A 25,588-nucleotide genomic window follows, 5' to 3' on the forward strand; every position below is an offset into this window, starting at 1 on the left:
AGCCGGATGAACTGGCCAGACTTAGTCGCCTTTTTTGGCGAAATCTTCAATTTCAGTAACTACGGTGAACTGCTTCCGCTTTTCCGGGATTCGATTCTTGCTGGTGCGGTGATCGGCGTCGTCGGCGGCTTGATCGGCGTCTTTGTCATGATGCGCGACCTAGCCTTCGCGGTGCATGGTATCGCCGAGCTATCTTTCGCGGGCGCGGCCTTTGCCTTGTTAATTGGTGCGGATGTCATTACTGGTTCGCTGCTTGGTTCGGTGATCGCCGCGGTGATCCTAGGCCTGATGGGTGTGAGAGCCAAAGACCGGAATTCAATTATCGGCGTGCTGATGCCGTTTGGACTCGGGCTGGGCATCTTGTTTCTGTCTCTGTATCAAGGCCGGGCGGCGAACAAGTTCGGCTTACTTACCGGACAGATCGTTTCGGTGGATGCTACGCAACTCAACTCCTTGGTGATCGCGGCAGCAGTGGTCATCGTTGCTTTGGTGCTCATCTGGCGACCGCTGACTTTTGCCAGTGCAGATGCGGATATAGCTCAAGCTCGTGGCGTGCCGGTTCGCGCCCTGTCGATCGGCTTCATGATTTTGTTGGGCGTTTCCGTCGCCTTGTCGATTCAAATCGTTGGCGCGCTGCTAGTTTTGGCGCTGTTGGTCACGCCAGCTGCCGCCGCGATGCAAGTAGCAACTTCACCGAAGATCGTGGTGCTGCTGAGTGTGGTTTTTGCGGTAGGAGCAACCGTCGGTGGCATTATGCTGGCGCTGGGCGGACGCATTCCCATCAGCCCCTATGTCACAACGCTGTCGTTTGCCATCTATCTTGTCTGTCGGTTAATAGGCGGACGACGCCGGGCGCGCGGGCTCACGCGAAAGCGCGCGGTCTGATCCAGATCAGACTTGCCTGCAGCTAATCAGTGCGAGGAGCTTAGCGTTTTGCCGCTTGCTGGCTGGCCGTGCACTCCGGGCATAGACCGATGATTTCCACGGTGTGGCTCACCTGGGTGTAACCGTGTTCTTGGGCGACCTTTGCTGCCCACTTCTCCACGACCGGTGCTTCGATTTCGACTGCCTTACCGCAATTTCGGCACAACAGATGATGATGGTGCTCAGCCACGGCGCAGCGGCGATAGACAGCTTCGCCGTCAGGGTTGCGCAAGACGTCGACTGCACCATCTTCGGCCATGGACTGCAGGATTCGATATGAGGTAGCCAGTGACACCGACACACCACGCTCGTGCAAAATTCGGTGTAATTCTTGCGTGCTGACGAAGTCATCGAGCTCATCAAGGGCAGCGCTCACAGCGAGTCGTTGTTTCGTGACTCGTTGTTCTTTGACTGGTGTGCTCATCTCAACCATTTTGGCCCCCTGCTCCTTCATCATTCCCCATATTCAAGGCTATCAGTCAGCGCAGTATTCCCAGACTTGGCAAGCCAAGTCTCCGGCGTATGCTGATCTCATGTTGCTCACGAAATTTGCTCACGCATGTGTCCGCCTAGAAAAAGATGACTTTGTTTTGGTGATAGATCCGGGCAGTTTTTCAGAACCGAAAGTAGCGCTGAAGGGTGCCAATGCGATTCTGATCACGCACGAGCATTTTGATCACATTGATAGTGAGGTAGTCGCTGAGGCATTAGCGAGTAATCCAAAATTGCAGATCTATGCGCCTGCCGGGGTAGCCGCAGAATTGCAGACGGCTAATCCAGCTCAATCCGAACAGGTACATGAGGTCTTGCCAGATAGCTCCTTTGACGCTGCGGGCTTCTCAATCAAGACTTATGGTGGTCAGCACGCTCTGGTCAACCCGAGACTCATGCCGGTGGCAAACATCGGATATTTGGTGGACGGCAACTTGTATCACCCCGGCGATTCTTTTACCGTGCCCGATGGCTTACAGGTGGAGACGCTTCTGGTACCGATTCATGCACCATGGTCAAAAACCATGGAGGTGGTGGATTTTGTCACCTCAATTCGGCCAGCCAAAGCATTCTAGATTCACGACGCTTTGCTGTCGGAACTAGGGTTGAAGTTCGTGGCTACCCAAATCGAACAGTTTGGCTCCCGTTACGGCGTTGAGTTCAGAACCCTTGCGGTTCAGGAAAGCGTCGAGATTTAACTCTCGGCGGTATCAGCCCACTCTCCAGTGCGGAAAAAGGCCTCGATCTGCTGTTCTCTAGCCGCAGGAGCGAGGCCTTTTTCCGCCAACCAGGCGTCGTCGTAGTAGCTAGCCTGATAACGATCAGCGGCATCGCAAAGCAGCGTAACGATGCTTCCGCGCTCGCCGTTGGACACCATCCTGGAAACCAGTTGCCAGACACCCCACAGGTTAGTTCCGGTTGACGGGCCAGCATGTAAGCCAGCCCAGTCCGCCAAATGGCGCATCGCGGCAATGGAGCCAGCATCGGGAACGCTAAACATTTCATCAATGACGCCGGGGATAAAACTGGGTTCCACTCGAGGCCTACCAATGCCCTCGATGCGCGAGGGCATCCCGGTGGTTAGTTCGGGATCGTGATTTTCCCAGCCGGGCAGAAATGCCGAGTTTTCTGGATCAACTACGGCTAGTTGGGTGGGGTGCCGATGGTAGCGAAGGTATCGGCCGATGGTTGCGCTCGTGCCGCCGGTGCCGGCGCCGACCACAATCCAGCGCGGAGTCGGATGTTCTTCGGCAGCGAGCTGCTCAAAGATCGATTCAGCAATGTTGTTGTTACCGCGCCAATCGGTTGCGCGCTCCGCGTAGGTGAATTGGTCCATGTAATGTCCGTTGGTCTCGGCAGCGAGCCGGGACGCGGCGTCGTACATTTCATCGGCCCGCTGCACAAAGTTGCATCGACCGCCAAACTTTTCAATGAGCGCGATCTTTTCCTTACTGGTACTAGCGGGCATTACCGCGACGAAAGGCAAACCAAGTAACTGGGCAAAGTACGCTTCAGAGACTGCGGTACTGCCGCTGCTGGCCTCAACAATGGTGGTTCCTTCATTGATCCAGCCATTGACCAAACCGAACAGAAACAGCGACCGGGCTAAGCGGTGCTTTAAGCTGCCAGTACGGTGGGTGGATTCGTCCTTGAGGTAAAGTTTGACGCCCCATTGTTCCGGCAACGGCACCGAATAGAGGTGGGTATCTGCCGAGCGATTGTTCTCCGCTTGAACGAGCGCGATTGCAGAGTCGGACCAGCGGCGGTTAGCGGCACAATGAAAAGTAGTCACCTTAAGAGTTTAGGTGCCGAGCCGGTCAAAGTGTGGTTAAGTAAGCCTAAGCCGCCCGAGGAGGAGAAAAAGATGGCCCAGACGCCCGGAATTGATGAAACCGCACCGCCCAGCGGCACTGGCTGCGCCGAATGCGACCATATTGGCTGTTGCGATACTTCGCCAGAACAACATGCTTCGGCACATGTTCGGCTAACCGGTCACGCCATTATTCGGAGTTTTGAACCTGGCGAAAACTGGTTTTATGACTTTACGACGGAAGGCTTTTTACGTGGACCGGTTCTTGCTGGCGCGCAAAGCCGTCCAGCGAAGCAGCCAGTACCGGGTCCGCTGGGGGCGGTGCCGGAAAATTGGCGTGAGCTGATTCATGGCGAGCCCAGCTAGCATGGCAAATATGACCAACATCTTGATCGACGCCCAGAAGCTACAGGACCGCCTTGATCACGGTGAGCGCACCGTGTTGATCGATGTTCGCTGGGTTTTGGGTGATCCACAGGGGTATCAGCACTATCTGGACGGGCACCTTCCTGGCGCAATCTTTGCGAATTTGGAAACCGAACTCGCGGGGCACGGAGATCCGCAAGACGGCCGGCATCCTTTGCCAGCTGAAGAGTCGTTTCAAGAGACTGTTCGCCGTTGGGGGATCAACGCTGGCGACTTTGTGGTGGTGTACGACGACTCCGGCAATATGGCGGCGGCAAGATTGTGGTGGCTGCTTCGGCATGCTGGCATGGAGTCAGTGGCAATGCTCGACGGCGGCCTCGGTGCCTGGGCTGCGGCGTCATATCCGGTCGAAACCGGGCCTAGCGTGCTGACCGCGCCAGGAAATGCTGAGATCAACTTTGGGCAGATGCCGGTTATTTCAATAAAGGACGCAGGTGAGTGGTCCTCGCACGGAGTCTTACTTGATGCTCGTGCCGCTCAGCGGTATCGCGGCGAAGTTGAGCCCATCGATCCGAAAGCGGGGCATATTCCCGGTGCGCTGAGCGCGCCGACGGCCGGCAACTTGACCAGTTCGAAGCAGTTTTTGCCGGCTAATTAATTGTTGGCCAGATTCGAAGGGCTAGGTGCGCGCCCCGAGTCCGCCGTCGCAGTTTATTGTGGTTCCGGCGTAACTGCCGCGCATCAGATTACGGCCTTGGAAATCGCCGGAATCAAAGCGGCGCTTTCCCAGGATCTTGGTCTTCCTGGTCGCAGCATGCTGAATTGCCGGTAGCTACCGGGACCGAGTGATTGTAGCCGGAGGCAACGGTCTGCTGAGCTTCGATATGATGGTGCTATGACTGTTGCCAAAGCTTATGCAGCTATGTCCGCTACAACCGGACTGAAACCCACCACCATCGATCGGCGCGAGCCCGGCGCGAACGACGTCGAAATCGATATTGAATTCTGTGGCTTATGCCACTCGGACGTGCACTCAATTCGAGGTGAATGGGGTAATACGCACTGGCCGCTTGTTCCTGGGCACGAAATCGTCGGAACGGTGTCCCGAGTGGGCTCCGAGGTTACCGAATTTAGCGCCGGCGATTCCGTCGGCGTCGGCTGCATCGTTGACTCCTGCCACGAATGTGATTCCTGCCAGGAAGGCTTTGAGCAGTATTGCGAACGCGGAATGATCGGCACCTATGGTGTTCCGGATGCCCGTAACGGTGGCGTCATCACCCAAGGTGGTTACGCCAGCTCTGTTGTTGTTGATGAAAATTACGTGGTGCGCGTTCCCGCGGGACTAGATAAAGCCGCCGCGGCTCCCTTGCTTTGTGCTGGAATTACCACCTACTCACCGCTTCGCTACTTCGGCGTTGAAGAGGGCGACACCGTTGGTGTGGTCGGCTTGGGCGGTCTAGGCCATATGGCCGTCAAAATTGCCAAGGCGATGGGTGCCGAAGTTACCGTATTCACCACCAGTCCGGCGAAAGCCGAAGCTGCACATGAGCTTGGCGCGGACAACGTGGTGGTATCTAAAGATGCAGAGCAGATGAAGGGTGCGCGCAATACGCTCAACCTGATCATTGATACGGTCGCTGCCGATCACGACATTAATACTTATTTGAAGACCCTCAAGCGCGACGGCGCAATCGTCCAGTTAGGCATGCCGGAAAAGGCCATGCCGCCGGTCAACCCCGGTGCGCTGATCCGTCGTCGGCTTGCCTATGGTGGTTCGATGATTGGTGGCATCGCGGAAACCCAAGAAATGCTCGACTTCTGTGCCGAACACGGTGTGGTCTCGGACATCGAAATGGTGACTGGCGAGCAAATCAACGGCGCCTATGACCGGATGGTTGCCGGTGACGTGAAGTACCGTTTTGTCCTCGACACGGCAACTCTCTAGGAGCGATCATGGCTTCGCTTTTCGGCAAGATCATCGCCGGTGAAATTCCGGGACGTTTCATCTGGAAAGATCCGGACGTGGTGGCATTTTTGACCATTGGGCCGTTAGCGGACGGACACACTTTGGTGGTGCCGCGGCAAGAAGTGGATCGCTGGACTGATGCCGATCCAGAGCTGATGCGAAAGTTGACCGACGTAGCCCAGATTATTGGTAAGGCTCAGGTGGAGACCTTCGCCTCGGCCCGGGCTGGGCTGACGATTGCGGGCTTTGAAGTGGAGCATTTGCACTTGCATGTCTGGCCGGTCAACGAAATGGCCGATTTCAACTTTAGCCAAGTGGATAACAACCCGGACCCGGCGCGACTCGATGCGAATGCGGAAAAGCTCCGCGCTGTGCTGCAAGCCGCCGGCCATCAGGAATTCGTACCAGAGTCCTAAACCCTTCGAAACGCTGCACCACTTTTCGGCCTCAAACCACCTGGTTAAGCCCGAAATGTGGTGCAGCGTTTCGGGTTAAGTGGTTGCTGGGGTCAATGCTCGACGTCCGGCGACCAATTCCGCCGTTACTTCTGCTACCCGGTGGCCCAAGTATTCGCAGGTGCGAATATCAGCCTCGTGTACTTGGTCTGCTGGTAGGTCGACGTCGGTCTGTGCGGCAGCGCCCAGCCAAAACCCCAAGCGATTCAGGTCAGAGGGACTGCTGGTGCTGCTGTTCCAGCCAGCAGCGAGGCCAAGATTCACCCAGTGCATATGGTGTTGCGCGGCGAATATTGACAAGGTCATCAGCGAATTGAGTTTATCCCCACTTTTTGCGCCGGAATTTGTGAATCCTGCGGCTACTTTGTTTCGCCAGCGACCGCTGCTCAATCGCTTAGACGTCCGTTCGGCGAAAACCTGAAATTCGGCGGCGATGCTGCCCATATAGGTCGGCGCGCCAAAGATGATGGCATCGGCGTCATCCAAAGCACTCAGATCATTTTCACTGATGTCTTGAACCGCGAAAATCGTCGTTTCGGCTCCAGCTTCGTGCGCGCCAGTGGCCACGGCTGCTGCAAGCTTGGCCGTGTGCCCCCATCCGGGGTGATAGGCAACGGCGAGTTTTTGCCCTGGTGGGAATCCTTGCGTTTCATACATTTTCTTGGTCCCTTTCTGGCACTGCTGACTCTGGAACGACTGACGAAATACGCCACAATGAGTCGGCCGCTACCTGGCGGTACTGTGCCTGCCATTCAGGCAAGTTGTCTCCGTTCAGATACGCGCCGAGGCGATCGAGGAAGGCGTGAGTCCCTGGGCCGAAACCCTGTGCTTGTTTGGTGCTAAGTCCGCTGTGGCTAAACCTCAAAATGGTATTTTCACCGGCTGGCTCGAGTTCGTAGCGCACTATGCCGTCTTTAATGAATGATTGCCGCCATTCATGCTCCAAAAGGTAGGGCGGTTCCCAGCGCAAAATTCGTCAAGTCATCTTGATGCGTTCGGGCGATAGTGGTGGTCCGTTGGGTACCATTTCGATTGACCCACCAACCTGGCCGTCGAGAATGGTCTCGCCGAACCATTGAGCGCGTTCTTCGGGATCAGCAATAGCTGCCCAGACAGTTTCTATCGGGAAGGGCAACTGCCGGACGAATGCCAAAGTGGTTTCGTCTCCGTTGATGATCATTTCGCCGCGTTGGGTACTCATGCGTTGTTGTCCTTTGCCTTTTTGGCGAGATGTTCTTCAAGAGCCGTGAGATGTTGGCCCCAGAACAATCTGTATCGATCAATCCATTCGTTGATCTCGATCAGTCCATCAGGGCGCAGCGCGTAGATTCGGCGTTGCGCCTGAACTCGAACATCGACGAGTCCAGAATCTTTCAGAACTTTCAGATGCCGTGACACCGCTGGCTGGGTAAGAGTCGGCAGGCTTGCAACGAGTTCGCCGGCTGAGTGTTCACCTTCAAAAAGGGTGTCCAAGAGCGCTCGGCGGTGAGGTTCGGCAATGATTTCAAAGACATCCACAACGTTTATATTACTCATTTATTATATGAGTTCAAGTCTATATAAGGAACGCTGCACCACTTTTCGGCCTTAAACCATCTGGTTAAGCCCGAAAAGTGGTGCAGCGTTTCGTGAAGTGGCGGTGTATGCCGGGGTATGTCGGGGGGGGGGGGGGGGATTAGCTGAGCGCTTGGGACATCGCCTGGCGTATTCGTTTCTCCGAGACCGAATACGCGGTACCAAGCTCAACGGCAAAAAGCGAAACCCTTAGTTCTTCAAGCATCCAGCGCACTTTTCGTAAGCTCTGCGGAACCGATCGGCCGGCCGCAAGTGCCGCAACGGCGTCGTCATATTCGTCTTCGAGACGTTGTACAGCCGCCATATTGAGACCATCGCGCTGTACGTTCGTTGGCAACTTCTCCAAACGCTTTTCAATAGCTACCAGAAAACGGGGTAGCTGGCTCAATTGCGCGTACCCGGTCCGGGAAATGAATCCGGCATAAACCAGTCCATCCAACTGGGCGCGAACATCGTTCAAAGCGCTGATTAGGGCCAGGCTGGTGCTTCCCTTGAGCTGCGTCTCAATCCGTCGAGCGCTCGCCAAAATCCGCTCGACGACGGCGACTACGGCGAACACGGTATCGATCAACTCGGCTCGGCTCGCCTCGTAAAGCGCATCAAACTCGGCTTCGGTGAACGGAAGCTCTTCCGGGATCAGTTTGTCAATCGCAGCCAAGGTGCAATCAGCAATCAGATCTGTCACTTTGCCGTGCGGATTTTGACTGAAGGTCAGCTTCTCCGAGTTACTCAAATGCTCCAGAACGTAGCGGTCTGGCGACGGGATTCGCAAGGCCAGTAACCGAATGACGCCCGCTCGATGAGAGACCAGAGCTTCGTCTTCGTTCTGAAATACCCGCAAGCCAGCGGTGGTGCCTTCATCAGTTAAAGCTGGATATCCGGTTACTGAGTGACCGTTGACAAGCCGACTCACTGACCGTTCTATTGTGCCCAGACTCCAGCTAGTCAAGCCGCTGAGCTCGCGAATCGAGGGCTCTGCAGCAACGGCCGCAGATGGACCGCGTTGTGCGGGATTTTTGGGCGCAGCAGTTTTCGGCATTGCGCCCAATGATTCCGCAATCGCCCGCCTGGTAGCACCGGCGAGCGATTCCTGTAGAGCGGCGAGATCTTTTCCTTTGTCTAAGATCTTTCCTGCTGAATCGACCACCTGGAACGTCATGCGTAAATGAACTGGCACCGCGTCCCAATTCCAGGAACCTGGCGGGATGACGTGTCCACGCAGCCGACGCAAGGCCAACTCGAGCGATGATTCTAAATCATCCTGGCTCGGATCCAAATCTGCAGCTAAGGCTGTGGCCGCTTGCCTGCCGACGTCGGGCGCTGGCACGAAGTTCTTCCGCACCGGTTTGGGCAGCGACTTGATCAGCGCCGTGACTAACTCAGCTCGCAAGCCCGGAATCTGCCACTTGAATGGCGCATCCTCGAGCTGATTGAGGAACAGTACGGGAACCGTTACAGTCACGCCGTCAGAGTCGTTGACTGGCGTCCCGGCAGCCAAATATTGTGACGACGGCTGAAATTCGTAACTCAGCGCAAGCTCAAACTCGCCGTGCCGAATCGACTTCGGGTATGCGGTCTCGTCAAGATCGGCGTCCTCGGTCATCACTACGCCAGGATCAAAATCTAACAGCGTGGGATTCTCATGCCGGGCGCTCTTCCACCATTTGTCGAAGTGCCGTTCGGAGACAACCTCCGCGCCCACCCGCGCATCGTAAAATTCAAAAAGCGTTTCATCATCGACGCGTAAATCACGACGGCGCATTCGAGTTTCTAGTTCTTCAACTTCGGCCAACACCGACTGATTGCGGTGGAAGAACTTGTGGTGCGTACGCCAATCGCCTTCTACCAACGCATGCCGAATAAACAATTCGCGCGAAAGCGGTGCATCAATACGACCGTAGTTTATGCGGCGCTGCGCAACGATCGGCACGCCGAACAGCGTCACCTTTTCGTAGGCCATCACGGAGCCATTGCGCTTGGACCAGTGCGGCTCAGAGTAACTTCGCTTCACCAGGCCTGCAGCCACTTCTTCGGCCCAGATTGGATCGATTCGGGCATTTACCCTCGCCCAAAGCCTAGAAGTTTCAACCAACTCCGCGCTCATGACCCAATCGGGGTTCTTCTTGAACAACGCCGATCCCGGGAAGATCGCAAAGCGGCTACCACGGGCACCGGCGTATTCGCGTTTACGATCATCGAACAAACCAAGATGACTGAGCAAGCCGGCCAAAAGCGATTGGTGCACCGGAATATGTAGCCCAACGGGATCCACTTCACCGGTGCTCAACGTGATGTTCAGCGGCTTAGCCAATTGGCGCAGTTGCGCAAAAAGATCTTGCCATTCGCGGACGCGCAGGTAATTGATGAACTCAGCCTTGCAAAGCCGGCGGAAGGCAGTGCTGGAGAGTTCCTTTTGTTTCTCCTGTAGATATCGCCACAGGTTTAAAAAGCCGGTGAAATCAGAGTTCTCATCGCTAAACCGCTTATGTTTTTCATCGGCAATTTGCCGCTTTTCGGTAGGGCGCTCGCGCGGATCCTGAATAGTCAAAGCGGCCGCCAGAATCATCACTTCGCGAGCACAGCCACGCTTGCCCGATTCCACAATCATCCGGCCCAAACGCGGGTCCACCGGCAACTGTGCCAACTGGCGTCCCACGGGGGAGATGCCGCCGTCGGGCTGCAATGCGCCCAACTCGCTCAACAGCGCGACGCCGTCGGCAATCGCTTTCGCGTCTGGCGGCTCGACGAACGGGAAAGAGGCAACATCTTTGGGCTCGCGCGCCACCCCGATGGCACTCATTTGTAAGATCACCGCGGCGAGGTTGGTACGTAGGATCTCCGGGTCAGTAAATTCGCGGCGGCCCTGGAAATCCGCCTCCGAATAGAGCCGGATGCAGATACCGTCAGAGACGCGCCCGCAACGACCCGCACGTTGATTCGCGCTGGCCTGCGAAATGCGTTCGATCGGCAGGCGCTGGACTTTGGTTCGGTGCGAATAGCGCGAGATTCTGGCCGTACCAGTGTCGATCACGTATTTAATGCCGGGTACCGTCAGCGAGGTCTCAGCCACGTTGGTAGCGAGCACAATCCGCCGGCGCGATCCCGGGCTGAAAACCGCGTGCTGCTCGGCCAGCGACAATCGCGCAAACAGTGGCAAGATCTCTGCCTCGCGTAGCCGGGGATGATGCGCAAAGCGCCCGCGTAGCGCCTCAGCCGCATCCCGAATTTCGCGCTCGCCGGAGAAAAAGATCAGTACATCGCCAGGGGCTTCGCCGGAAAGTTCTTCCACGGCGTCGCAGACCGCGTCGAGTGGATCCTTATCTTCGGAGTCGTCCTCGCTCTGCTCGGCAGGTTCGCCATCGCTACCGTCAAGCGGCCGGTAGCGGATCTCCACTGGGTAAGTGCGCCCTGATACCTCTTCGATTGGTGCGGGCACATTATCAATCGCAAAATGCTGGGCAAAGCGTTCCGGATCAATGGTTGCGGAGGTGATGATGATCTTGAGATCTGGGCGCTTGGGCAGGATCTGGCGCAAGTAGCCAAGAATGAAGTCGATGTTCAGGCTGCGTTCGTGGGCCTCGTCAATAATGAGCGTGGAGTACCGGTGCAGCAGTTTGTCGCGCTGAATTTCGGCCAACAAAATGCCGTCAGTCATTACTTTGACTTTAGTTTGTCGGGAAACTTCACCGGTGAAACGGACCTGGAAGCCGACCTCTTCGCCGATCTTTACGTCAAGTTCGGCGGCAATTCGCTCGGCAACTGTGCGAGCAGCAAGTCGACGAGGCTGGGTATGCCCAATGAGCCGGGGCTTACCGTCTTTACCAGGCTCAGTTAGGCCGAGTTCAAGACACATTTTGGGGATCTGTGTTGTTTTGCCCGAACCGGTCTCACCAGCGATGATCACCACTTGGTGGTCTCGTATTGCCGCCATTAGCTCCTCGCGGCGGGCAGATACCGGAAGCTCGGGCGGGTATGTGATTGTCAGGCTCATGGCCTTTATATCCTAGTCGGAATCGATGGCCCGCAGCAGTCGTTTCGCCATCAGCTTGGCTCGCTCGCGAAGTTCTGGCGGCGCGAGAATGTCAAAATCCATCCCGCGTTCGGCAAGATAGGCCAGCGGAGAGTCAAGAGAGTCCCAGCCAAATCGCAGTAAAGTTCGGTCTGGCCCTTCTGCCTCCAGTACCGCCGTCGCAGTGGAAAAAGCTTCCGCAACTTCCGAGGTTGCGGCATGAACGCGCACTACCAAGTCGTATCGGTACGGTGAACGGGTAATTGCTTTGTGCACGTAGGCAGCTAGATCCGTGGCGGGCAGCGGACGGGCGCTAAAGCGTTGACGTTCCTGGGGCTTGCTGATGATCCGATCCACTCGGTAGGTTCGCCAATCTTGTCGATCTAGGTCGAAGGCAACCAGATACCATCGTTGACCTGAATCGACTAAGCGGTAGGGCTCGACGACGCGCGGCGAGGATTCGCCATCGTGTTTTTGGTAGTGGAACCCTAGCGCGCGGCGTTCAGAAATCGCCGCTGATGTCTGGGTCAACAGCTGCGGATCGACGGCGTCGATTGGTGCGGCAATCCGGCTTACTGCGGATTTTAGCGAAGTGAATCTGGGCCGCAACCTCGGCGGAAGCACCTGTTCCAATTTAGCTAGCGCACGCACCGAAGCTTCACCAATGCCAGCAACCGGGCCAACGGCAACATTGCTGAGACCCAGTGCAACTGCAAGTGCCTCTTCGTCATCGAGCAACAGTGGCGGGAGCTCAGCTCCGGCACCGAGCTGGTAGCCACCAGCAACGCCAGGCGATGCATTAATCGGGTAGCCCAGATTGCGCAACTTATCTACGTCGCGACGCACCGTGCGTTCGGTAACGCTCATCCGCTGGGCTAGCGCAGAACCGGTCCATTCCCTGCGCACTTGGAGGAGGGAGAGCAATTGCAGCAATCTGGCCGATGTTTCGATCATGAAAAAAGTCTACTGGCCATCGCAGACAGAAGCTGTCCTTGATTACTTCTATCGTGAAGTTATGCAACTCAATGACAGCTGCCAAACCTGGGGTCGGAATCGGATGGAAAAGCAGCTCAATATACTTCTCTACCTTCCGCAAGCTATGGCCGATTGGGAGGTTGGGCTTTTGACGGCTGAACTGAACACTGGTCGGTTCCTGCGAGAGGGCGTCCAAGTACAAGTCACCACGACGGCGGCAACTGAGGGGCCGGTGCAAACGATGGGAGGGCTCAGCTTTTTACCGCAAAAGGCGCTCGCTGAGGTTGACGAAGCATGTCTTGACGCGTTGATTTTGCCGGGCGGCGAATCATGGGCGGATCCGGCAGCGAATCGAGAGGTTTTAGCGTTAGCGGCTCGGCTGAGCGGTCGCTCGGTGTTGGTGGCTGGAATTTGCGGCGCAACCGAAGCACTGGCCGCTACTGGGTTGCTGGACAATGTGCAGCACACTGGCGATAGTCGCGAGCTGATGGCCAGCATTGACGGTTATCGCGGAGCACCGAATTACCTCGATGAACTAGTGGTTGCTGATTCGAGGCTGGTGACGGCGGGCAGCTGGGCGCCGATCGAATTCGCAGCTGCGGTGTTAGCGGAGCTTGACGTATTTTCGCCACAAACCACCGAGAGCTGACTCAAGTTTTGGGCAAAACGTGACGTCACTGGGATTTATGCCTTGATGACCGAACATCAGCTGGTGCAAGCCTTATGGGCGGGTTTTTCCAGCGCGCAATCAGCAAGATGCTATTTGGCACATTGCTGTTCTTTGTGGCGTTATCTTTATTTATTGCTAGCTTTGGCTCGCTTGTTTATTGCGCCTATTTGGAAGGATTTTCAACCTGGCCCTTACCAACAGCTGGAACGGTGTTGAGCTTGATCTTGCTGATTTGGGCGGCGGTATTGCTCAAAGCGCAGCCCAGCAAGGCAGTGCGGAGCTTGGATAGACCGCTGGATTTGCCCTATGACCTGGACGGAAGCATGAAGGCACCATCGTCGATGGCGCAGATTTATCGGCACCCGATGGGACCGTTTAAAGCCAAATCGACCAAATTGGTTTAGAGAGGCAAAGGACTAGTGGCCAAGTAGGCTGATCAGATGGACGAGAAGATTTCGTTACCGAAGATTGGTGCTCCGGCGACTAGGGCTTTGACCAATGCTAGATATTCGACCTTGGAATCGCTCGACGGCGTTTCAGAAGTGCAGTTGGCCGCTATGCATGGCGTAGGGCCAAAGGCGTTGCGAATTCTCAAGGAATCGATGGCTGCTGCGGGAAAATCGTTCGCCCCCTAGATGAGGGGTAAACCTGCACAAAAGTGCCCTCGAGTGGATTCGAACCACCGGCCTTCTGCTCCGGAGGCAGACGCTCTATCCCCTGAGCTACGAGGGCATCGGGACTTATCGAGCTTAGCAGGTCCGCTCAGGAGAAAAAAACGAGAATCCGAAACCCGAGCTCGCACCGGTGACCGAATCTCAGTAGCCCAGGAAACGGTCGGTATGCACCTTTCGCGCACCGGCTTGATGCCCGGCGTGAACCGCATGTGCAATGAAGGTTGGTGAGCCAGAGGCATAAACTCGGCGAGTTGAAATATCAGCGACGGCCTGGAGAAGTTGCTCCGAGCTAGGGTAGCCCTCGCCTAAGTACTCGCGGACCTGTGGATCCTCAGGACAAAGCACGATGAGCCGCACACCGTCTACCGCGCAAAGCTCCACTAATTCTTCTCGGAAGCCAAAGTCTGCCAGCGAGTTCACCGTGTAGATCAACACGACATCGCGCTTTTCTGCTGGGTGGTGCTGTACTGAACGCAGATGGCTCATAAAGGGCGTTATGCCTACGCCAGCGGCAAGGAATAATATGCGGTATTTCCTCTCGGAATCACGAAGTCTCCCCAGACACCGGTTGCCGAGATTGGTTGCCCTGACTCAAGCGCACCAAGGGCAGTTTTGAAGCTACTGGATGGTTCAGAAAACCGCAGCGCAATGGCAAGGTTTCCGCCGTCGTGCGGATCCGTGGTGATGCTGAAGACTCGTCGAATTCCCCGACCATCCACACGCGAATGCGGCAAAGTCAGCTCCAGATACTGCCCGGCTTGGAACCGAACTGGCTTCGGAACCGTGAAAGAAAACTCTCGGCTGCTAGGTGTCAGTGTGCGCGATGAGCTGAGCTTCAATTGAAGTTTGCGGCGCTGGCCAAAGGCAAACGCCAAGAAGTTACCTAGGACCAAGGCCAGCTCAGGCGAAGAAAAGACCGGTCCCAGGCTAAACGGCACCGAAAACAGCAAAGCGACGACGGCGGCCAAACCCCATTTTTGCCAGCGTCGAGGCGGCAGCGTGAGCGGTTCGCAAAGCATGAACCCGATGAAAAATAGCACTGGGTATGATCCCAGCGGTGATGCTAAAGCGGCAATTGGGTCCAGCGTCGCCGTCGACCGAAGAAAAATGACTGACACCGAAAGGAGAATAAAAATCGTGGCGAAGATTAATTTCGAACTGCGATATAAAACAATCAGACCAGCAGGGACGACTAACCACAGCATGCTGGACGTAGCGACCCACCAACTGGCTAAGTTCAATCCGACGAAGTCTGGCCCAATAAGTGCCACCAAAAGGGCGCCTATTGCCGCTGGATTAAAGATATGTCGGCCGCGGTAGGCCAGCAGGAACTTTGAGGCACCAGCGATCGCGGCGGCAAGGGCAATGCCTAGCAGCGGGCCCAGTTCTAACGTTGGCGTAAAGAGGAAATAGAGCAAAAGACCGGTAATCAGGCTCGACTCGGTTTGAATCTTTACGCCAAAGATCAGCGCCAGGAGCCGACTACTCAACCACGTGACTAGCAGGCAGACCAGCAAGCTGAGCAGCATCGCACCGAGTCCGAAGGTGAGCCAACCCAGTAGTTGCAAAATCATTGAGTAAACAGCCAAAATCCCCAGCGCGAATAACACTAGGCGGTACATTGTCAGGCGGCCCAGCTGGCCATCGAGCCAAACTTTCATCTGAACATCTCACCTTCGAAATTGGGCGATATTTCGGCCCGACCATCAGGAAATATCCGCACCGCTGAGAAGCTGAATTCAGCGGAAAGGGTGGAAAAATCTGCGAAAAACAGTGCAGTTGCCAAAGCGTCCGCCAGCATCGTGCTGCTGGCAACTGCCCAGGTGGCCACCACAGTTTGAACTGGTTTTCCGGTAGCACCGTTCAGCACATGATGCAGCCCGTCGCCCCAAGTTCGCCGATTAGAAGCAGAGGCGCACAGTGCGGCGTCGGCCAATTCCAGCACCCCTACCGCCTGGGAGGCATCGTAGGGGTGCTCTAAAGCAATGCGCTGCGCTGGTAAACGCCGGCTCAGCAGATCGCCACTGGCATCGATAAAAAAACCCGAGAGTCCGTCAAAGTCGAGACGCTGCGCGATCAAGTCCACCAGCTGCCCTTTGCCCGCAGCCCCGACGTCGAGCAATGCTGGCTCTTTGACTAGCAAGGATCTGCCGTTCCACTCAATCGCGGTTTCCCAAGGCGGTGCAGGTTGAAAACCTGGGCCAGCGCGTAATGAATAGCGAGCGTCGTAGCCTAGATGCTCCAAAGATCTGCCTACCAGCGGCGTCATTGCGCCGTCTGTCAGCCGGTAAAGGCTTCGATACAGTGGCTCAAGGTCTTCGGCAGCGACCGGGAGCGTGTAAAGTCCCGGCGAGCTCGACTGCCGGACCGCAGAATCCGCACGGAATCGTGAGAACCCCAGATCGTATTCTTCGACTATCTCAGCAATCGCATGTTGAGTGCTCGCCGGAAGTGTCACAGCAGTATCAATTTGCCATTGCGTGCCAATGGCTTCGAATTTGTAGACGGCTGGCGGATTGCTCACTACTTTTGTGCAGCTTCCTTTTTGATCTGCGCAATCGCATCGTTGAAGCCGCCACTGGTCAGAGAAGAGCCCGAAACCTTTGAAACATTCAGGCTGTCGATGCTTTTGCCGACTACTTGCGCGTCGACGCCGGAAATAAATTCACCTTGAAACCGTTTGGTATTCGGATTGGACGGATAAGAAGTGAGTTTCAGGTTCGTCACGGTACCGGCGGTGAGGGTCAGTTCAACACCGAGCTTCTCCTGGCCATTCGGCGAAATGTAGCTGCCATCAGCTTGGTAAGCTCCGTCTTTATAGGGGCTCTTTGCGCCACTACTTGGTGACGAGCTCTGATCGGAACTAGTCGCAGAGCTGGCGGCCGGTGCATTGGTACTTGGTGACTTAGCTGCCGATTGGTTTGCCGCAGGAACGCAAGCAGCCATGCCCGAGGCCAGGGTGAGCCCCTCGGTTGAGGCGAAAAGTGTCTTTCGGGTGGTCGACTTCATCGGTAGTCTCCGCATCAGTGTCGAATCTGGGTGATGAACTTTTCACACCCTATGCAATTCAGACGAGCGCGATGGCGAATTGGTTCAGCTATCGCTGCCAATTGTGCCTTGATATTTGCTGTGAGGAATCAGACACTCGCTCCCCGAGCGGTTTGGTCTACCTACGCGGTAGAGTCACACGAGTGGTGAAATCAGCAACTTTCAGAGGTCGGATCCTTGTCATAGTCGGGATCCTCTTGGCTGCCGTCACCTTGCGTTCGGCAGTGACCGTGGTTCCACCGGTGGTCCCGGAAATCAGTCGTGATCTGCCTTTTGATTCGCTGACTATCGGTTTGTTGGGCATGTTGCCCACCTTGGCATTCGTGATCTTTGGCTTCTTAACACCTTTTGTTCTGCGTTGGACAAGCCTAGAAAAGCTAACCATTCTGGCCATGTTGGTTGCCGTGGTTAGGGCAAGTTGTGCGAATTTTTGTGCCGAACACGCCCTTGTTTTTGATATTTACCGTAGTTGCGTTGGCCGGTACGGGTGCTGGAAACGTTGTGCTGCCACCCCTGGTCAAGCACTATTTTCCGGACCGAGTAGGGCTGATAACCGCGCTCTAGGTCACCGTACTCAGACTGGGAACCGCGCTTCCGGCCCAGTTTGCCGTGCCGGTTGCTGACAGTGCCGGTTGGCAAGTTTCTTTGGTGATTTGGGCTGGTGCAAACTTCATCGCAGCTGTGCCCTGGATCTTGGTTTTGCTGAGAGGCCGGGCCGCTGACGCGCGGGTTGATCTTGAAGTCGCGAGTACGATGGCTCCGGACGGATCGCTGAGTAAAACAGAATCGGTAGAGGATTCCTCGGCTACCGCGGCGGTATCAGATCAAAAGATCAATGTTTGGCGCTCTTTTCAATTTTGGGGCTGCCAATGAGTTTGTTGATTCCGTTGTTGGCAAGTCGGATGCGTAATCCGTTTCCGATCGTGCTGGTGCTGCTGCTCTGTTTTGTCACTGGCTACTTGGGCCTCTGGCTCAGTCCCGCGAGCCCCACCTGGCTTTGGGTTGTCTTTGCCGGTGCCGGACCTGCAACGCTCCCACTTTCGCTGTTGCTGATCAATCATCGGACGAGAACTAAACTTGGTGCCGGCGCGCTCTCTGGATTTAGCCAGGGTGTAGGTTATGCATTGGCTTGCATAGGACCATTGCTCTTTGGACTGCTACATCAAGCAACCGGAAATTGGGCCTCTGGCTTTAATCTTTACTGTTCTGCACGTTAGCGGTTCTGGGCCTCGGTGCTTAATTTCGCCTGTAAGCCGGTCTACTTAGAGGATCAACAGGCGCGAGCTTAGCCTTTAGCAATATTCTCGAAATCGTTTGGAAATATTCTGCAAACTTTCAGGAATCTTCCATAAGTCTGATTTCATCGGGAGTCTTTGTAGCCAGAAAAATGGATTGAGCTCGAACCAAATCCAGTTGGCGCAGTGCGATTAGAGTAAAAATGGGGAGGTGGCTATGGGCAATGAGTCTAAAATTGAGCCTAAGCCGGCGTTTGCGCTGCCTACCCGATTCCGATACTGGACTTTGTCGCTGGTAGGACTACTAATTTTTGGTTTTATTTTGGTTGTTGGTGGCATGCTTCGTGGAGCCTTGGCGTCATCGGAGACCAGCTCACTGCCAATCTCGTCCTCGGTGCCAACAATTTACGTCACCAAACCACCTGGCAACCAAGCCTCTGTTTCAGCCGCTGATATACCTCCGGTGGAAGCAGCTCCGAAATCTACCAAAATTCCGGCCGGTGCCGTGCCTCCTGGTGATGAGCCAGCTTTCGGCACCACGGCCCTTGAGCTGCTGGCCCAACTTCCTATTAGGGAGTCAGCGTCAAAAACGGGTTATGCCCGAAGTAATTTTGGTCCCGCTTGGCTTGATCTGCAGGGCAAAGGTTGTGACGCGCGCAATGAGGTGTTGCGTCGGGATCTTAATAAAGTCTCTTTCACGGCTGGCGACAAGGGTTGCTTAGTGCAAAGCGGGGAGTTTTCGGACCCGTATCTGGGTACACGAATTACCTTTGATCGCTCTACTGCTGCATTGGTCCAAGTCGATCAGGTAGTCTCGCTCGCTGACGCATGGCAGAGCGGAGCGCAAGATCTCAGTGCGGCACAGCGGATTGCCTTCGCCAACGATCCCTTGAACTTACTTGCAGTTGATGCAGTTGCGAGCCTGCAGAAAAGTAGTGCCAATGCCGCTGGCTGGCTACCGTCCAATAGCGCCTTCCGCTGTTCCTATGTGGCTCGGCAAATCAGCGTGAAAGCAACCTACAAGCTCTGGGTCACCCAAACTGAGCACGATGTCTTGGCCGGCGTCTTGGCCGATTGCCCGCAGACGTTGGCACCAACCGATCAGGTTGCCCGGATTGAAGTTGCGGCGCCACCGACCAGCACTAGTGGCACCGCGCCCGCTAACGGATCGACGCAACCGGGTAAGACACCCAGCTCGTCGACGCAACCCAGTAAACGACCGGTTCCCTATGCTCCGATTCCACAGTTGCCCTTGCCAAAGCCTCCGGTCTTGCCCATCCCTCCCGTTTTGTTCCCGCCGGGCAATAACTCTGCTCCTGACCAGAGCAAAGATCAGTCCAAAGATCCTTGGTCGGAATGGGGACCATTGAACTTGCCGCCCGAGGTGCCGTTCCAGCCGCCGAGCGGGCTGTGGGAAGAGGGCCCATCAGAACACAACCCTGATCAAGATCGTGATACGGGCAATGTCGGTTCGTCGATGCCCGATGAAAACCCGTTGCAGGATCCTACGGCTCCGGTTAGCTCAGAGAAACCAACGGCACCAGTGCAGCCAACCTTGCCGGAACAGCCGACAGTGCCGGAGCAACTGACCAAGGATGCTCCGGATCCGAGCACGCCAACCCCGGTAAATCACCTTCCGGAATCACCTGATCCGCCTGTTTCCACCACCGCACCGGCGACAGTGCCGGTTAGCGCTGTAACAGCCACAGCTCCGAATCAGCCCACGGCAACCCCAATACCTCCCGCAACTGCTGCTCGATGAGCAAGTACTGGGGTCATATTGGGGGCAACGGTTCCTTCCAACTATGCTTGAACAGTGACTCCTGACGAACTTTCTGTAGCCCTTACCGCCTGTCTCAAGGCCGCCGTCGAAGCCGGTGAGCTTGTTGTGCCAACCGAGGCGGTGCCCGCCGAAGTGCGGGTTGAGCGACCGAAGAATCGTGACCATGGCGACTGGGCCACCAATATCGCCTTGCAGCTGGCTAAGCCAGCCGGGCTGAATCCGCGTGCCGTTGCTGAGATACTCAAAAGCCGGCTTGAGGCCATCGAAGGGGTTGCTGCTGTTGATATTGCCGGTCCGGGCTTCCTGAACATCACCTTAGATGCCGCTGCGGCGGGGGCCTTGGCAAAAAATATTGTCCATGCGGGCAGCCAGTATGGCGAAAATCAGGCCTTGACTGGGCAGGTAATCAACGTCGAATTTGTCTCGGCAAATCCCACCGGGCCGCTGCACTTGGCGCACACTCGGTGGGCCGCCGTCGGCGATTCGGTCGCCAGGCTGCTCAAAGCGAGCGGTGCCACGGTGACGAGCGAGTATTACATCAATGATGCTGGCTCGCAGATGAACAACTTCGGAGCATCCGTATTGGCAGCTATTAAAGGCGAGCCAACTCCGGAGGGTGGTTACCCTGGCGCGTACATCACCGAATTGGCACAACAAGTAGTCCGGGACCATCCTTATGTGACCGAACTTACCGATGAGGCGGCTCTGCCAGTGGTCCGCGCCGCGGCCTATCTTGCGCAGCTCGCTGATATCAAAGAGACCTTGAACGACTTTGGTGTGCATTTTGATGTCTTCTTCTCTGAGCAGGAATTACACAGCACCGGTGCGGTAGAAAAAGCTGTTGATAGGCTGCGCGGACAAGGTCACGTCTTTTATCAAGACGGCGCAATTTGGTTACGAACAACTGATTTCACCGATGACAAAGATCGGGTGTTGATTAGAGCCAACGGTGAGCCGACTTATTTCGCCGCCGATGCTGCCTACTATCTTTCGAAGAAAGACCGTGGCTTTGTTGAGAAGATCTATTTGCTCGGTGCCGATCATCACGGGTACATCGGTCGACTCAAAGCTATTGCAGCGTGCGCCGGCGATGATCCGGCACGCAATATTGAAGTGCTCATCGGGCAAATGGTTTCAGTCAATGGCGCTCGGCTATCAAAACGGGCCGGAAACATCGTTGAGTTGCGCGACCTACTTAACTGGCTTGGCGCAGACGCCTTGCGCTATTCGTTGGGTCGCTCCCCGGCCGATTCGCCGCTTGCCTTGGAACCAGAGCAGTTGCAAAAGGCCAGCAACGACAACCCGGTTTTCTATGTGCAGTACGCCCACGCACGTACCAAAGCCGTAGATCGTAATGCCGAGGCTGCTGGTGTTGACCGCAGTGCTTTTGAAGCCTCATTGCTGACTCATCCGACCGAATCGAACTTGTTGGCGCAACTCGGTGCCTTCCCCTCCGTTGTCGCTGAAGCAGCAAAGTTTCGTGAGCCACATCGGGTGGCTAGGCACCTTGAAGTTGTGGCGGGTACGTACCATCGCTGGTACGACGCCTGCCGCGTCACGCCGTTTGCTGGGGAGGAAATTACCGATCTGAACCGGACCCGACTTTGGCTCAACGATGCAACTGGACAGGTGCTGGCTAACGGTCTGGATCTGTTGGGCGTCAGTGCGCCTGAGAGGATGTAACGGTGGCTTCCGTAACGGTGCCGTCCTCGATCGCCCCTGGTTGGTTGAGCGCAGCCGTTGATGCTAATGCCTTGCGTGAGCAAGAATGGGCGTGCGATGTATTACGGCACCCAGCTGGCGAGTTAGCTATCGATGGTGTCAGCGTGCAGCATCTTGCCGCGCAATTCGGCTCGCCATTATTTGTAGTGTCAGAAACGGATTTTCGACGGCGCGCCCAAGAGTTCTATACCGCGTTCAACGAGGCATTTACGGATATCTGTGGGGGAGTAGATATCTATTACGCAGGTAAGTCCTTTCTTTGCACCGAAGTTGCCCGTTGGGTGATGGACGAAGGGCTGAGGTTAGACACTTGTTCTGGCGGCGAAATGCTGGTTGCGCAGCGTGCCGGAGTACCTGGCGAAAAACTCGGACTACACGGAAACAATAAATCGGACGCTGAAATCCGGCGAGCACTGGAAATTGGCGTGGGCAGGATTGTTGCCGATTCACTGCCAGAAATCGAACGGATTGACTCGATCGCTGCAGGCCTGGGCACTATTGCTAAGGTCATGCTGCGGTTGACGCCCGGGGTGCACGCGCATACGCACGAGTTTATTGCTACCGCGCATGAGGACCAGAAATTTGGTCTGTCATTGGCAACAGCCGGGCAAGATGCCAGCAGCCAGGGCGCAAATGTAAGCCCAGCCGAGCAAGCGGTACTTGCGGCACACGCCGGGAAACATATTGAAATGCTAGGCATCCATTGCCATATTGGCTCGCAAATTTTTGATGCCGAGGGCTTCGCAGTAGCGGCGCAGCGCCTGCTTGGCTTCAGCGCTGACATGAAATCCCGCCACGGTATAGATTTCGTCGAACTAGATTTGGGCGGCGGCTACGGCATTGCCTACACCGAGGCAGACACCCCACGCCAGGCCGCGGAGATCGCAAACGAAATGGCCGCCGTCGTCCGTGCTGAATGTGCCGAACTTGGCCTCACAGCACCCCGGATTTCGATCGAGCCGGGCCGGGCTATTGTGGGCCCAAGTACGTTCACCCTTTACCAAGTGGGTACGGTAAAAACTGTCGTGGTGGACACACCAAGTGGTCCGGCAGAACGTCGCTATATTTCGGTTGATGGCGGGATGAGCGACAATCCTCGACCAGTGCTCTACGATGCGGATTACACAGCAATTTTGGCCAATCGCTCGAGCTCAGCAGATGCGGTGTTGTCCCGAGTGGTGGGCAAACATTGCGAATCTGGGGACATCGTTGTTAGAGATGTATATCTGCCCGGGGACATTATTGCTGGCGATTTGCTAGCTGTGCCGGCTACCGGTGCATATTGCTGGGTGCTATCCAGCAACTACAACTATCTGCCCAGGCCTGGTGTCGTCGCGGTTCGCGGCGGCACAGCACGAGTAATTGTCAGGGCAGAGACCGAAGAAGATTTGTTGTCCCGCGATCCAGGAGCTTAATTCCTTGACTGAGCTTGATACGCCAACTGTTCCTACCCCGAACCCAGACGCGCAGCACCGTACCTTACGGATTGCGCTGCTGGGCTGCGGCAACGTTGGCACCGAAGTTGCCCGAATTCTGCTAAAAGACGCTGATTCGCTAGCCGCACGCACTGGTGCCCGACTGGACCTGGTCGGCATCGCGGTTCGAAATCTTGACGCACCGCGTAGTGCCGATATCCCGCGCGAGCTCTTGACGACGGATGCCGAATCTTTGGTCAAGAATGCGGACTTGGTTATTGAGCTCCTCGGCGGAATCGAGCCGGCCCGTAGCCTGATTATGTTGGCCATCGAGCATAATGCCTGTGTAGTTAGCGGAAACAAAGCCTTGTTGGCCTCAGACGGTCCTCGACTGTATGAGCTGGCTGATGCTAAAGGCGTTCAACTTTCCTACGAAGCAGCGGTAGCTGGCGCAATTCCGATCCTTCGGCCCATCAGGGACAGCCTGGCCGGGGACAAGATTACTAGAGTTCTAGGCATCGTGAATGGCACCACCAATTACATTCTCGATCAAATGGATTCGACGGGTGCTGACTTCAACAGTGCGTTAGCTGAAGCGCAACGGCTTGGCTACGCAGAAGCGGATCCGACTGCCGATGTGGAAGGGCGCGATGCAGCAGCAAAAGCGGCGATTCTTGCTTCCTTATCCTTTCACAGCAGCTTTTCGCTCGACGATGCCTATTGTGAAGGAATTAGTTCAATCACCGCTTCCGATATTGAAGCGGCGCGTGAAGCTGGGCTGGTCATCAAACTTCTTGCGATAGCTGAGAAGGTTACCGCAACAGATGGGGCGCAGGATGGCGTGAGCGTTCGGGTGCATCCGACTCTGCTGCCGCGCGAGCACCCGCTGGCAGCGGTTCGTGGCGCCTTCAATGCAGTTTTCGTCGAATCCGAATACGCCGGTGAACTGATGTTCTATGGCCGCGGAGCCGGTGGTACGCCAACGGCAGCGGCAGTTCTTGGCGACTTAGTTTCTGCCGCGCGTCGCATCGTCTTAGGCGGGCCGGGCCGAACCGAAACTACCGCTGGACGCGTGCCGGTTCTCAGCATTGATGCGGTGCAAACTAGCTATTGTATTGGTCTGGAAGTGGCCGATGAGTCTGGCGTCCTAGCTCGAATTGCACAAATTTTCGCCACACAAGGCGTCTCGATCGAAACCATGCGGCAGACCATCCATCCTGCCGATGACCAAGATCAACAGCAACAATACGCAGAGCTTCGGATCGTGACACATCGTGCCGCAGAATCCGCGCTCGCCGCCACCGTGGCACAAATCCGAGATCTTGACGTCACCACTGCTGTGACGTCTGTCCTGAGGGTAGAAGGAGTCTGAGGCACATCATGGCTCAGCAATGGCGCGGAGTAATTCGTGAATACGCCGACCGCTTGCCGGTCACCGAATCAACTAAGGTCATCACGCTTGGCGAGGGCGGTACGCCGCTGGTGCCCGCACGAGCATTATATGAGCTGACCGGCTGTAACGTTTACGTCAAGGTCGAGGGCATGAACCCGACCGGTAGTTTCAAAGATCGCGGTATGACGATGGCGATTACGGCCGCTGTTGAGGCCGGCGCTAAGGCCGTCGTTTGCGCTTCTACCGGAAACACTTCGGCTTCAGCTGCTGCTTACGCGACCGCTGCCGGCCTGACTTGCGCAGTGCTCGTTCCGGCCGGAAAAATTGCGATGGGCAAGCTCAGCCAAGCAGTGGCACATGGTGCAACATTGCTTCAAGTTGATGGCAACTTTGACAATTGTTTGGAAGTTGCGCGTAAGTTGGCGGACTCGTACCCGGTATTTTTGGTAAATTCGGTCAACCCAGCGCGGATTGAGGGCCAAAAAACTGGCGCTTTTGAAGTCGTAGATGTGTTGAGCGACGCTCCCGACATCCATGCACTCCCGGTAGGGAATGCCGGAAATATTACGGCATATTGGCAGGGCTACCGTGAATACGCTGCACCGTTTGGTGATCAACCAGCGGTGTCTTCGAAACTTCCTAAAATGTGGGGGTTCCAAGCAGCTGGTTCTGCACCAATCGTGGCGGGCCATCCCATCACCGAACCAGACACAATTGCTACCGCTATTCGAATCGGAAACCCGGCTTCGTGGGATCAAGCTGTTGCCGCGCGCGATGAATCGGGTGGCGTTATTGAATCAGTAACCGATGAACAGATCCTTGAAGCGCACCGCTGGCTTTCGGCCCAAGAAGGGGTCTTCGTTGAACCAGCCTCAGCGGCCGGCGTTGCGGGCATTCTGAAGAAATATCGAGCCGGAGAATTAGCTGCTGGCCAGACAATCGTGATCACGGTAACCGGCCATGGTCTTAAAGACCCAGAGTGGGCCTTACGAAACCTCGATGGCAGCCCGGTTGAGCCTCGCAAGGTGGAGTTCGACGTCGTGAGCGTCGCTCGCGAACTAGGTTTGGAAAACTGA

At 55.9% G+C, this 25,588-nt stretch carries 26 protein-coding genes, 1 tRNA gene and 1 pseudogene; 16 read left to right on the forward strand and 12 right to left on the reverse strand.

Features of this window, described 5'->3' with window-relative positions; genetic code table 11:
* Window positions 1-6 precede the first annotated feature (6 nt).
* Complete coding sequence (locus tag RSAL33209_RS06060; protein ID WP_012244818.1) at window positions 7-885, forward strand: metal ABC transporter permease; 879 nt, start codon at window positions 7-9, stop codon at window positions 883-885.
* A gap of 40 nt (window positions 886-925) precedes the next feature.
* On the opposite strand, the gene RSAL33209_RS06065 is transcribed toward RSAL33209_RS06060, so the two are convergent.
* Window positions 926-1,357: a Fur family transcriptional regulator gene (locus tag RSAL33209_RS06065; RefSeq protein WP_012244819.1), complete on the reverse strand. Its 432-nt coding sequence runs from the start codon at window positions 1,355-1,357 to the stop codon at window positions 926-928.
* Between the two features lie 100 nt (window positions 1,358-1,457).
* Here RSAL33209_RS06065 and RSAL33209_RS06070 point away from each other — a divergent pair, with 100 nt between their 5' ends.
* A complete protein-coding gene (locus tag RSAL33209_RS06070) occupies window positions 1,458-1,991 on the forward strand; it encodes an MBL fold metallo-hydrolase (RefSeq protein ID WP_012244820.1) in 534 nt (177 codons plus the stop codon).
* 119 nt (window positions 1,992-2,110) lie between these two features.
* Here RSAL33209_RS06070 and cds1 read toward each other — a convergent pair whose 3' ends face one another.
* On the reverse strand, window positions 2,111-3,208 hold the full coding sequence (cds1, locus tag RSAL33209_RS06075) for an L-cysteine desulfhydrase Cds1 (protein ID WP_012244823.1): 1,098 nt from the start codon (window positions 3,206-3,208) through the stop codon (window positions 2,111-2,113).
* A gap of 72 nt (window positions 3,209-3,280) precedes the next feature.
* On the opposite strand from cds1, the gene RSAL33209_RS06080 reads away from it, so the two are divergent.
* From RSAL33209_RS06080 to RSAL33209_RS06095, 5 genes are all read left to right on the forward strand, one after another.
* On the forward strand, window positions 3,281-3,592 hold the full coding sequence (locus tag RSAL33209_RS06080) for a UBP-type zinc finger domain-containing protein (RefSeq protein ID WP_041685293.1): 312 nt from the start codon (window positions 3,281-3,283) through the stop codon (window positions 3,590-3,592).
* A gap of 10 nt (window positions 3,593-3,602) precedes the next feature.
* Window positions 3,603-4,250: a sulfurtransferase gene (locus RSAL33209_RS06085; RefSeq protein WP_325050123.1), complete on the forward strand. Its 648-nt coding sequence runs from the start codon at window positions 3,603-3,605 to the stop codon at window positions 4,248-4,250.
* A 3-nt stretch (window positions 4,251-4,253) separates the two neighbouring features.
* Window positions 4,254-4,424 carry a hypothetical protein gene (locus RSAL33209_RS19590; RefSeq protein ID WP_342341890.1) on the forward strand — a complete coding sequence of 57 codons (171 nt, stop codon included), beginning with the start codon at window positions 4,254-4,256 and terminating at the stop codon, window positions 4,422-4,424.
* A 63-nt stretch (window positions 4,425-4,487) separates the two neighbouring features.
* A complete protein-coding gene (locus tag RSAL33209_RS06090; protein WP_012244826.1) occupies window positions 4,488-5,537 on the forward strand; it encodes an NAD(P)-dependent alcohol dehydrogenase in 1,050 nt (349 codons plus the stop codon).
* Between the two features lie 8 nt (window positions 5,538-5,545).
* On the forward strand, window positions 5,546-5,974 hold the full coding sequence (locus RSAL33209_RS06095; protein WP_012244827.1) for an HIT family protein: 429 nt from the start codon (window positions 5,546-5,548) through the stop codon (window positions 5,972-5,974).
* 75 nt (window positions 5,975-6,049) lie between these two features.
* Here the strand turns inward: RSAL33209_RS06095 and RSAL33209_RS06100 are convergent, their stop codons facing one another.
* The 5 genes and pseudogenes from RSAL33209_RS06100 to RSAL33209_RS06120 all read right to left on the reverse strand — a co-directional run bounded on the left by RSAL33209_RS06100 (window position 6,050) and on the right by RSAL33209_RS06120 (window position 12,551).
* Complete coding sequence (locus tag RSAL33209_RS06100) at window positions 6,050-6,670, reverse strand: flavodoxin family protein (RefSeq protein ID WP_012244828.1); 621 nt, start codon at window positions 6,668-6,670, stop codon at window positions 6,050-6,052.
* A pseudogene (locus RSAL33209_RS18620) lies at window positions 6,663-7,214 on the reverse strand (SRPBCC family protein). Before RSAL33209_RS18620 ends, RSAL33209_RS06100 begins: the two are co-directional and overlap by 8 nt.
* Complete coding sequence (locus RSAL33209_RS06110; protein WP_012244830.1) at window positions 7,211-7,549, reverse strand: ArsR/SmtB family transcription factor; 339 nt, start codon at window positions 7,547-7,549, stop codon at window positions 7,211-7,213. The pseudogene RSAL33209_RS18620 and the gene RSAL33209_RS06110 overlap by 4 nt, the downstream one beginning before the upstream one ends.
* A gap of 139 nt (window positions 7,550-7,688) precedes the next feature.
* Complete coding sequence (gene hrpA / locus RSAL33209_RS06115) at window positions 7,689-11,579, reverse strand: ATP-dependent RNA helicase HrpA (RefSeq protein WP_012244831.1); 3,891 nt, start codon at window positions 11,577-11,579, stop codon at window positions 7,689-7,691.
* A 12-nt stretch (window positions 11,580-11,591) separates the two neighbouring features.
* Window positions 11,592-12,551, reverse strand: coding sequence for a helix-turn-helix transcriptional regulator (locus RSAL33209_RS06120; protein WP_012244832.1), 960 nt, complete (start codon window positions 12,549-12,551; stop codon window positions 11,592-11,594).
* A gap of 103 nt (window positions 12,552-12,654) precedes the next feature.
* Here RSAL33209_RS06120 and RSAL33209_RS06125 point away from each other — a divergent pair, with 103 nt between their 5' ends.
* The 3 genes from RSAL33209_RS06125 to RSAL33209_RS06135 all read left to right on the forward strand — a co-directional run bounded on the left by RSAL33209_RS06125 (window position 12,655) and on the right by RSAL33209_RS06135 (window position 13,877).
* Complete coding sequence (locus RSAL33209_RS06125; RefSeq protein ID WP_041685294.1) at window positions 12,655-13,221, forward strand: DJ-1/PfpI family protein; 567 nt, start codon at window positions 12,655-12,657, stop codon at window positions 13,219-13,221.
* A 74-nt stretch (window positions 13,222-13,295) separates the two neighbouring features.
* Window positions 13,296-13,646, forward strand: a complete 351-nt coding sequence (locus tag RSAL33209_RS06130) for a hypothetical protein (protein WP_012244834.1) — start codon at window positions 13,296-13,298, stop codon at window positions 13,644-13,646.
* A 36-nt stretch (window positions 13,647-13,682) separates the two neighbouring features.
* Window positions 13,683-13,877, forward strand: coding sequence for a helix-hairpin-helix domain-containing protein (locus tag RSAL33209_RS06135; RefSeq protein ID WP_012244835.1), 195 nt, complete (start codon window positions 13,683-13,685; stop codon window positions 13,875-13,877).
* Between the two features lie 24 nt (window positions 13,878-13,901).
* Here RSAL33209_RS06135 and RSAL33209_RS06140 read toward each other — a convergent pair.
* The 5 genes from RSAL33209_RS06140 to RSAL33209_RS06155 form a co-directional block, all read right to left on the reverse strand.
* A tRNA-Arg gene (locus RSAL33209_RS06140) sits at window positions 13,902-13,974 on the reverse strand.
* Window positions 13,975-14,057: 83 nt separating this feature from the next.
* Window positions 14,058-14,402, reverse strand: a complete 345-nt coding sequence (locus RSAL33209_RS18625) for a ferric reductase-like transmembrane domain-containing protein (RefSeq protein ID WP_012244836.1) — start codon at window positions 14,400-14,402, stop codon at window positions 14,058-14,060.
* 14 nt (window positions 14,403-14,416) lie between these two features.
* Window positions 14,417-15,577 carry an FAD-binding oxidoreductase gene (locus tag RSAL33209_RS06145; protein WP_012244837.1) on the reverse strand — a complete coding sequence of 387 codons (1,161 nt, stop codon included), beginning with the start codon at window positions 15,575-15,577 and terminating at the stop codon, window positions 14,417-14,419.
* Entirely contained in the window at window positions 15,574-16,440 is an 867-nt protein-coding gene (locus tag RSAL33209_RS06150) for an FAD:protein FMN transferase (RefSeq protein ID WP_012244838.1), read from the reverse strand. The genes RSAL33209_RS06145 and RSAL33209_RS06150 overlap by 4 nt, the downstream gene beginning before the upstream one ends.
* Entirely contained in the window at window positions 16,440-16,925 is a 486-nt protein-coding gene (locus RSAL33209_RS06155; protein WP_041684538.1) for an FMN-binding protein, read from the reverse strand. The genes RSAL33209_RS06150 and RSAL33209_RS06155 overlap by 1 nt, the downstream gene beginning before the upstream one ends.
* Before the next feature lie 878 nt (window positions 16,926-17,803).
* On the opposite strand from RSAL33209_RS06155, the gene RSAL33209_RS06165 reads away from it, so the two are divergent.
* The 6 genes from RSAL33209_RS06165 to thrC all read left to right on the forward strand — a co-directional run bounded on the left by RSAL33209_RS06165 (window position 17,804) and on the right by thrC (window position 25,588).
* Window positions 17,804-18,181, forward strand: a complete 378-nt coding sequence (locus RSAL33209_RS06165) for an MFS transporter (protein WP_145962048.1) — start codon at window positions 17,804-17,806, stop codon at window positions 18,179-18,181.
* Window positions 18,182-18,416: 235 nt separating this feature from the next.
* Window positions 18,417-19,961, forward strand: a complete 1,545-nt coding sequence (locus tag RSAL33209_RS16130) for an HNH endonuclease family protein (protein ID WP_080503869.1) — start codon at window positions 18,417-18,419, stop codon at window positions 19,959-19,961.
* A gap of 54 nt (window positions 19,962-20,015) precedes the next feature.
* On the forward strand, window positions 20,016-21,665 hold the full coding sequence (gene argS / locus RSAL33209_RS06175) for an arginine--tRNA ligase (protein ID WP_012244844.1): 1,650 nt from the start codon (window positions 20,016-20,018) through the stop codon (window positions 21,663-21,665).
* A 2-nt stretch (window positions 21,666-21,667) separates the two neighbouring features.
* The gene (gene lysA, locus RSAL33209_RS06180) at window positions 21,668-23,119 is read left to right on the forward strand and encodes a diaminopimelate decarboxylase (protein ID WP_012244845.1); all 1,452 of its coding nucleotides are present in this window, start codon (window positions 21,668-21,670) and stop codon (window positions 23,117-23,119) included.
* 4 nt (window positions 23,120-23,123) lie between these two features.
* Window positions 23,124-24,491, forward strand: coding sequence for a homoserine dehydrogenase (locus RSAL33209_RS06185; RefSeq protein ID WP_049758871.1), 1,368 nt, complete (start codon window positions 23,124-23,126; stop codon window positions 24,489-24,491).
* An 8-nt stretch (window positions 24,492-24,499) separates the two neighbouring features.
* Entirely contained in the window at window positions 24,500-25,588 is a 1,089-nt protein-coding gene (gene thrC / locus RSAL33209_RS06190) for a threonine synthase (RefSeq protein WP_012244847.1), read from the forward strand.

The organism is Renibacterium salmoninarum ATCC 33209, assembly GCF_000018885.1.
Taxonomy (GTDB): domain Bacteria; phylum Actinomycetota; class Actinomycetes; order Actinomycetales; family Micrococcaceae; genus Renibacterium; species Renibacterium salmoninarum.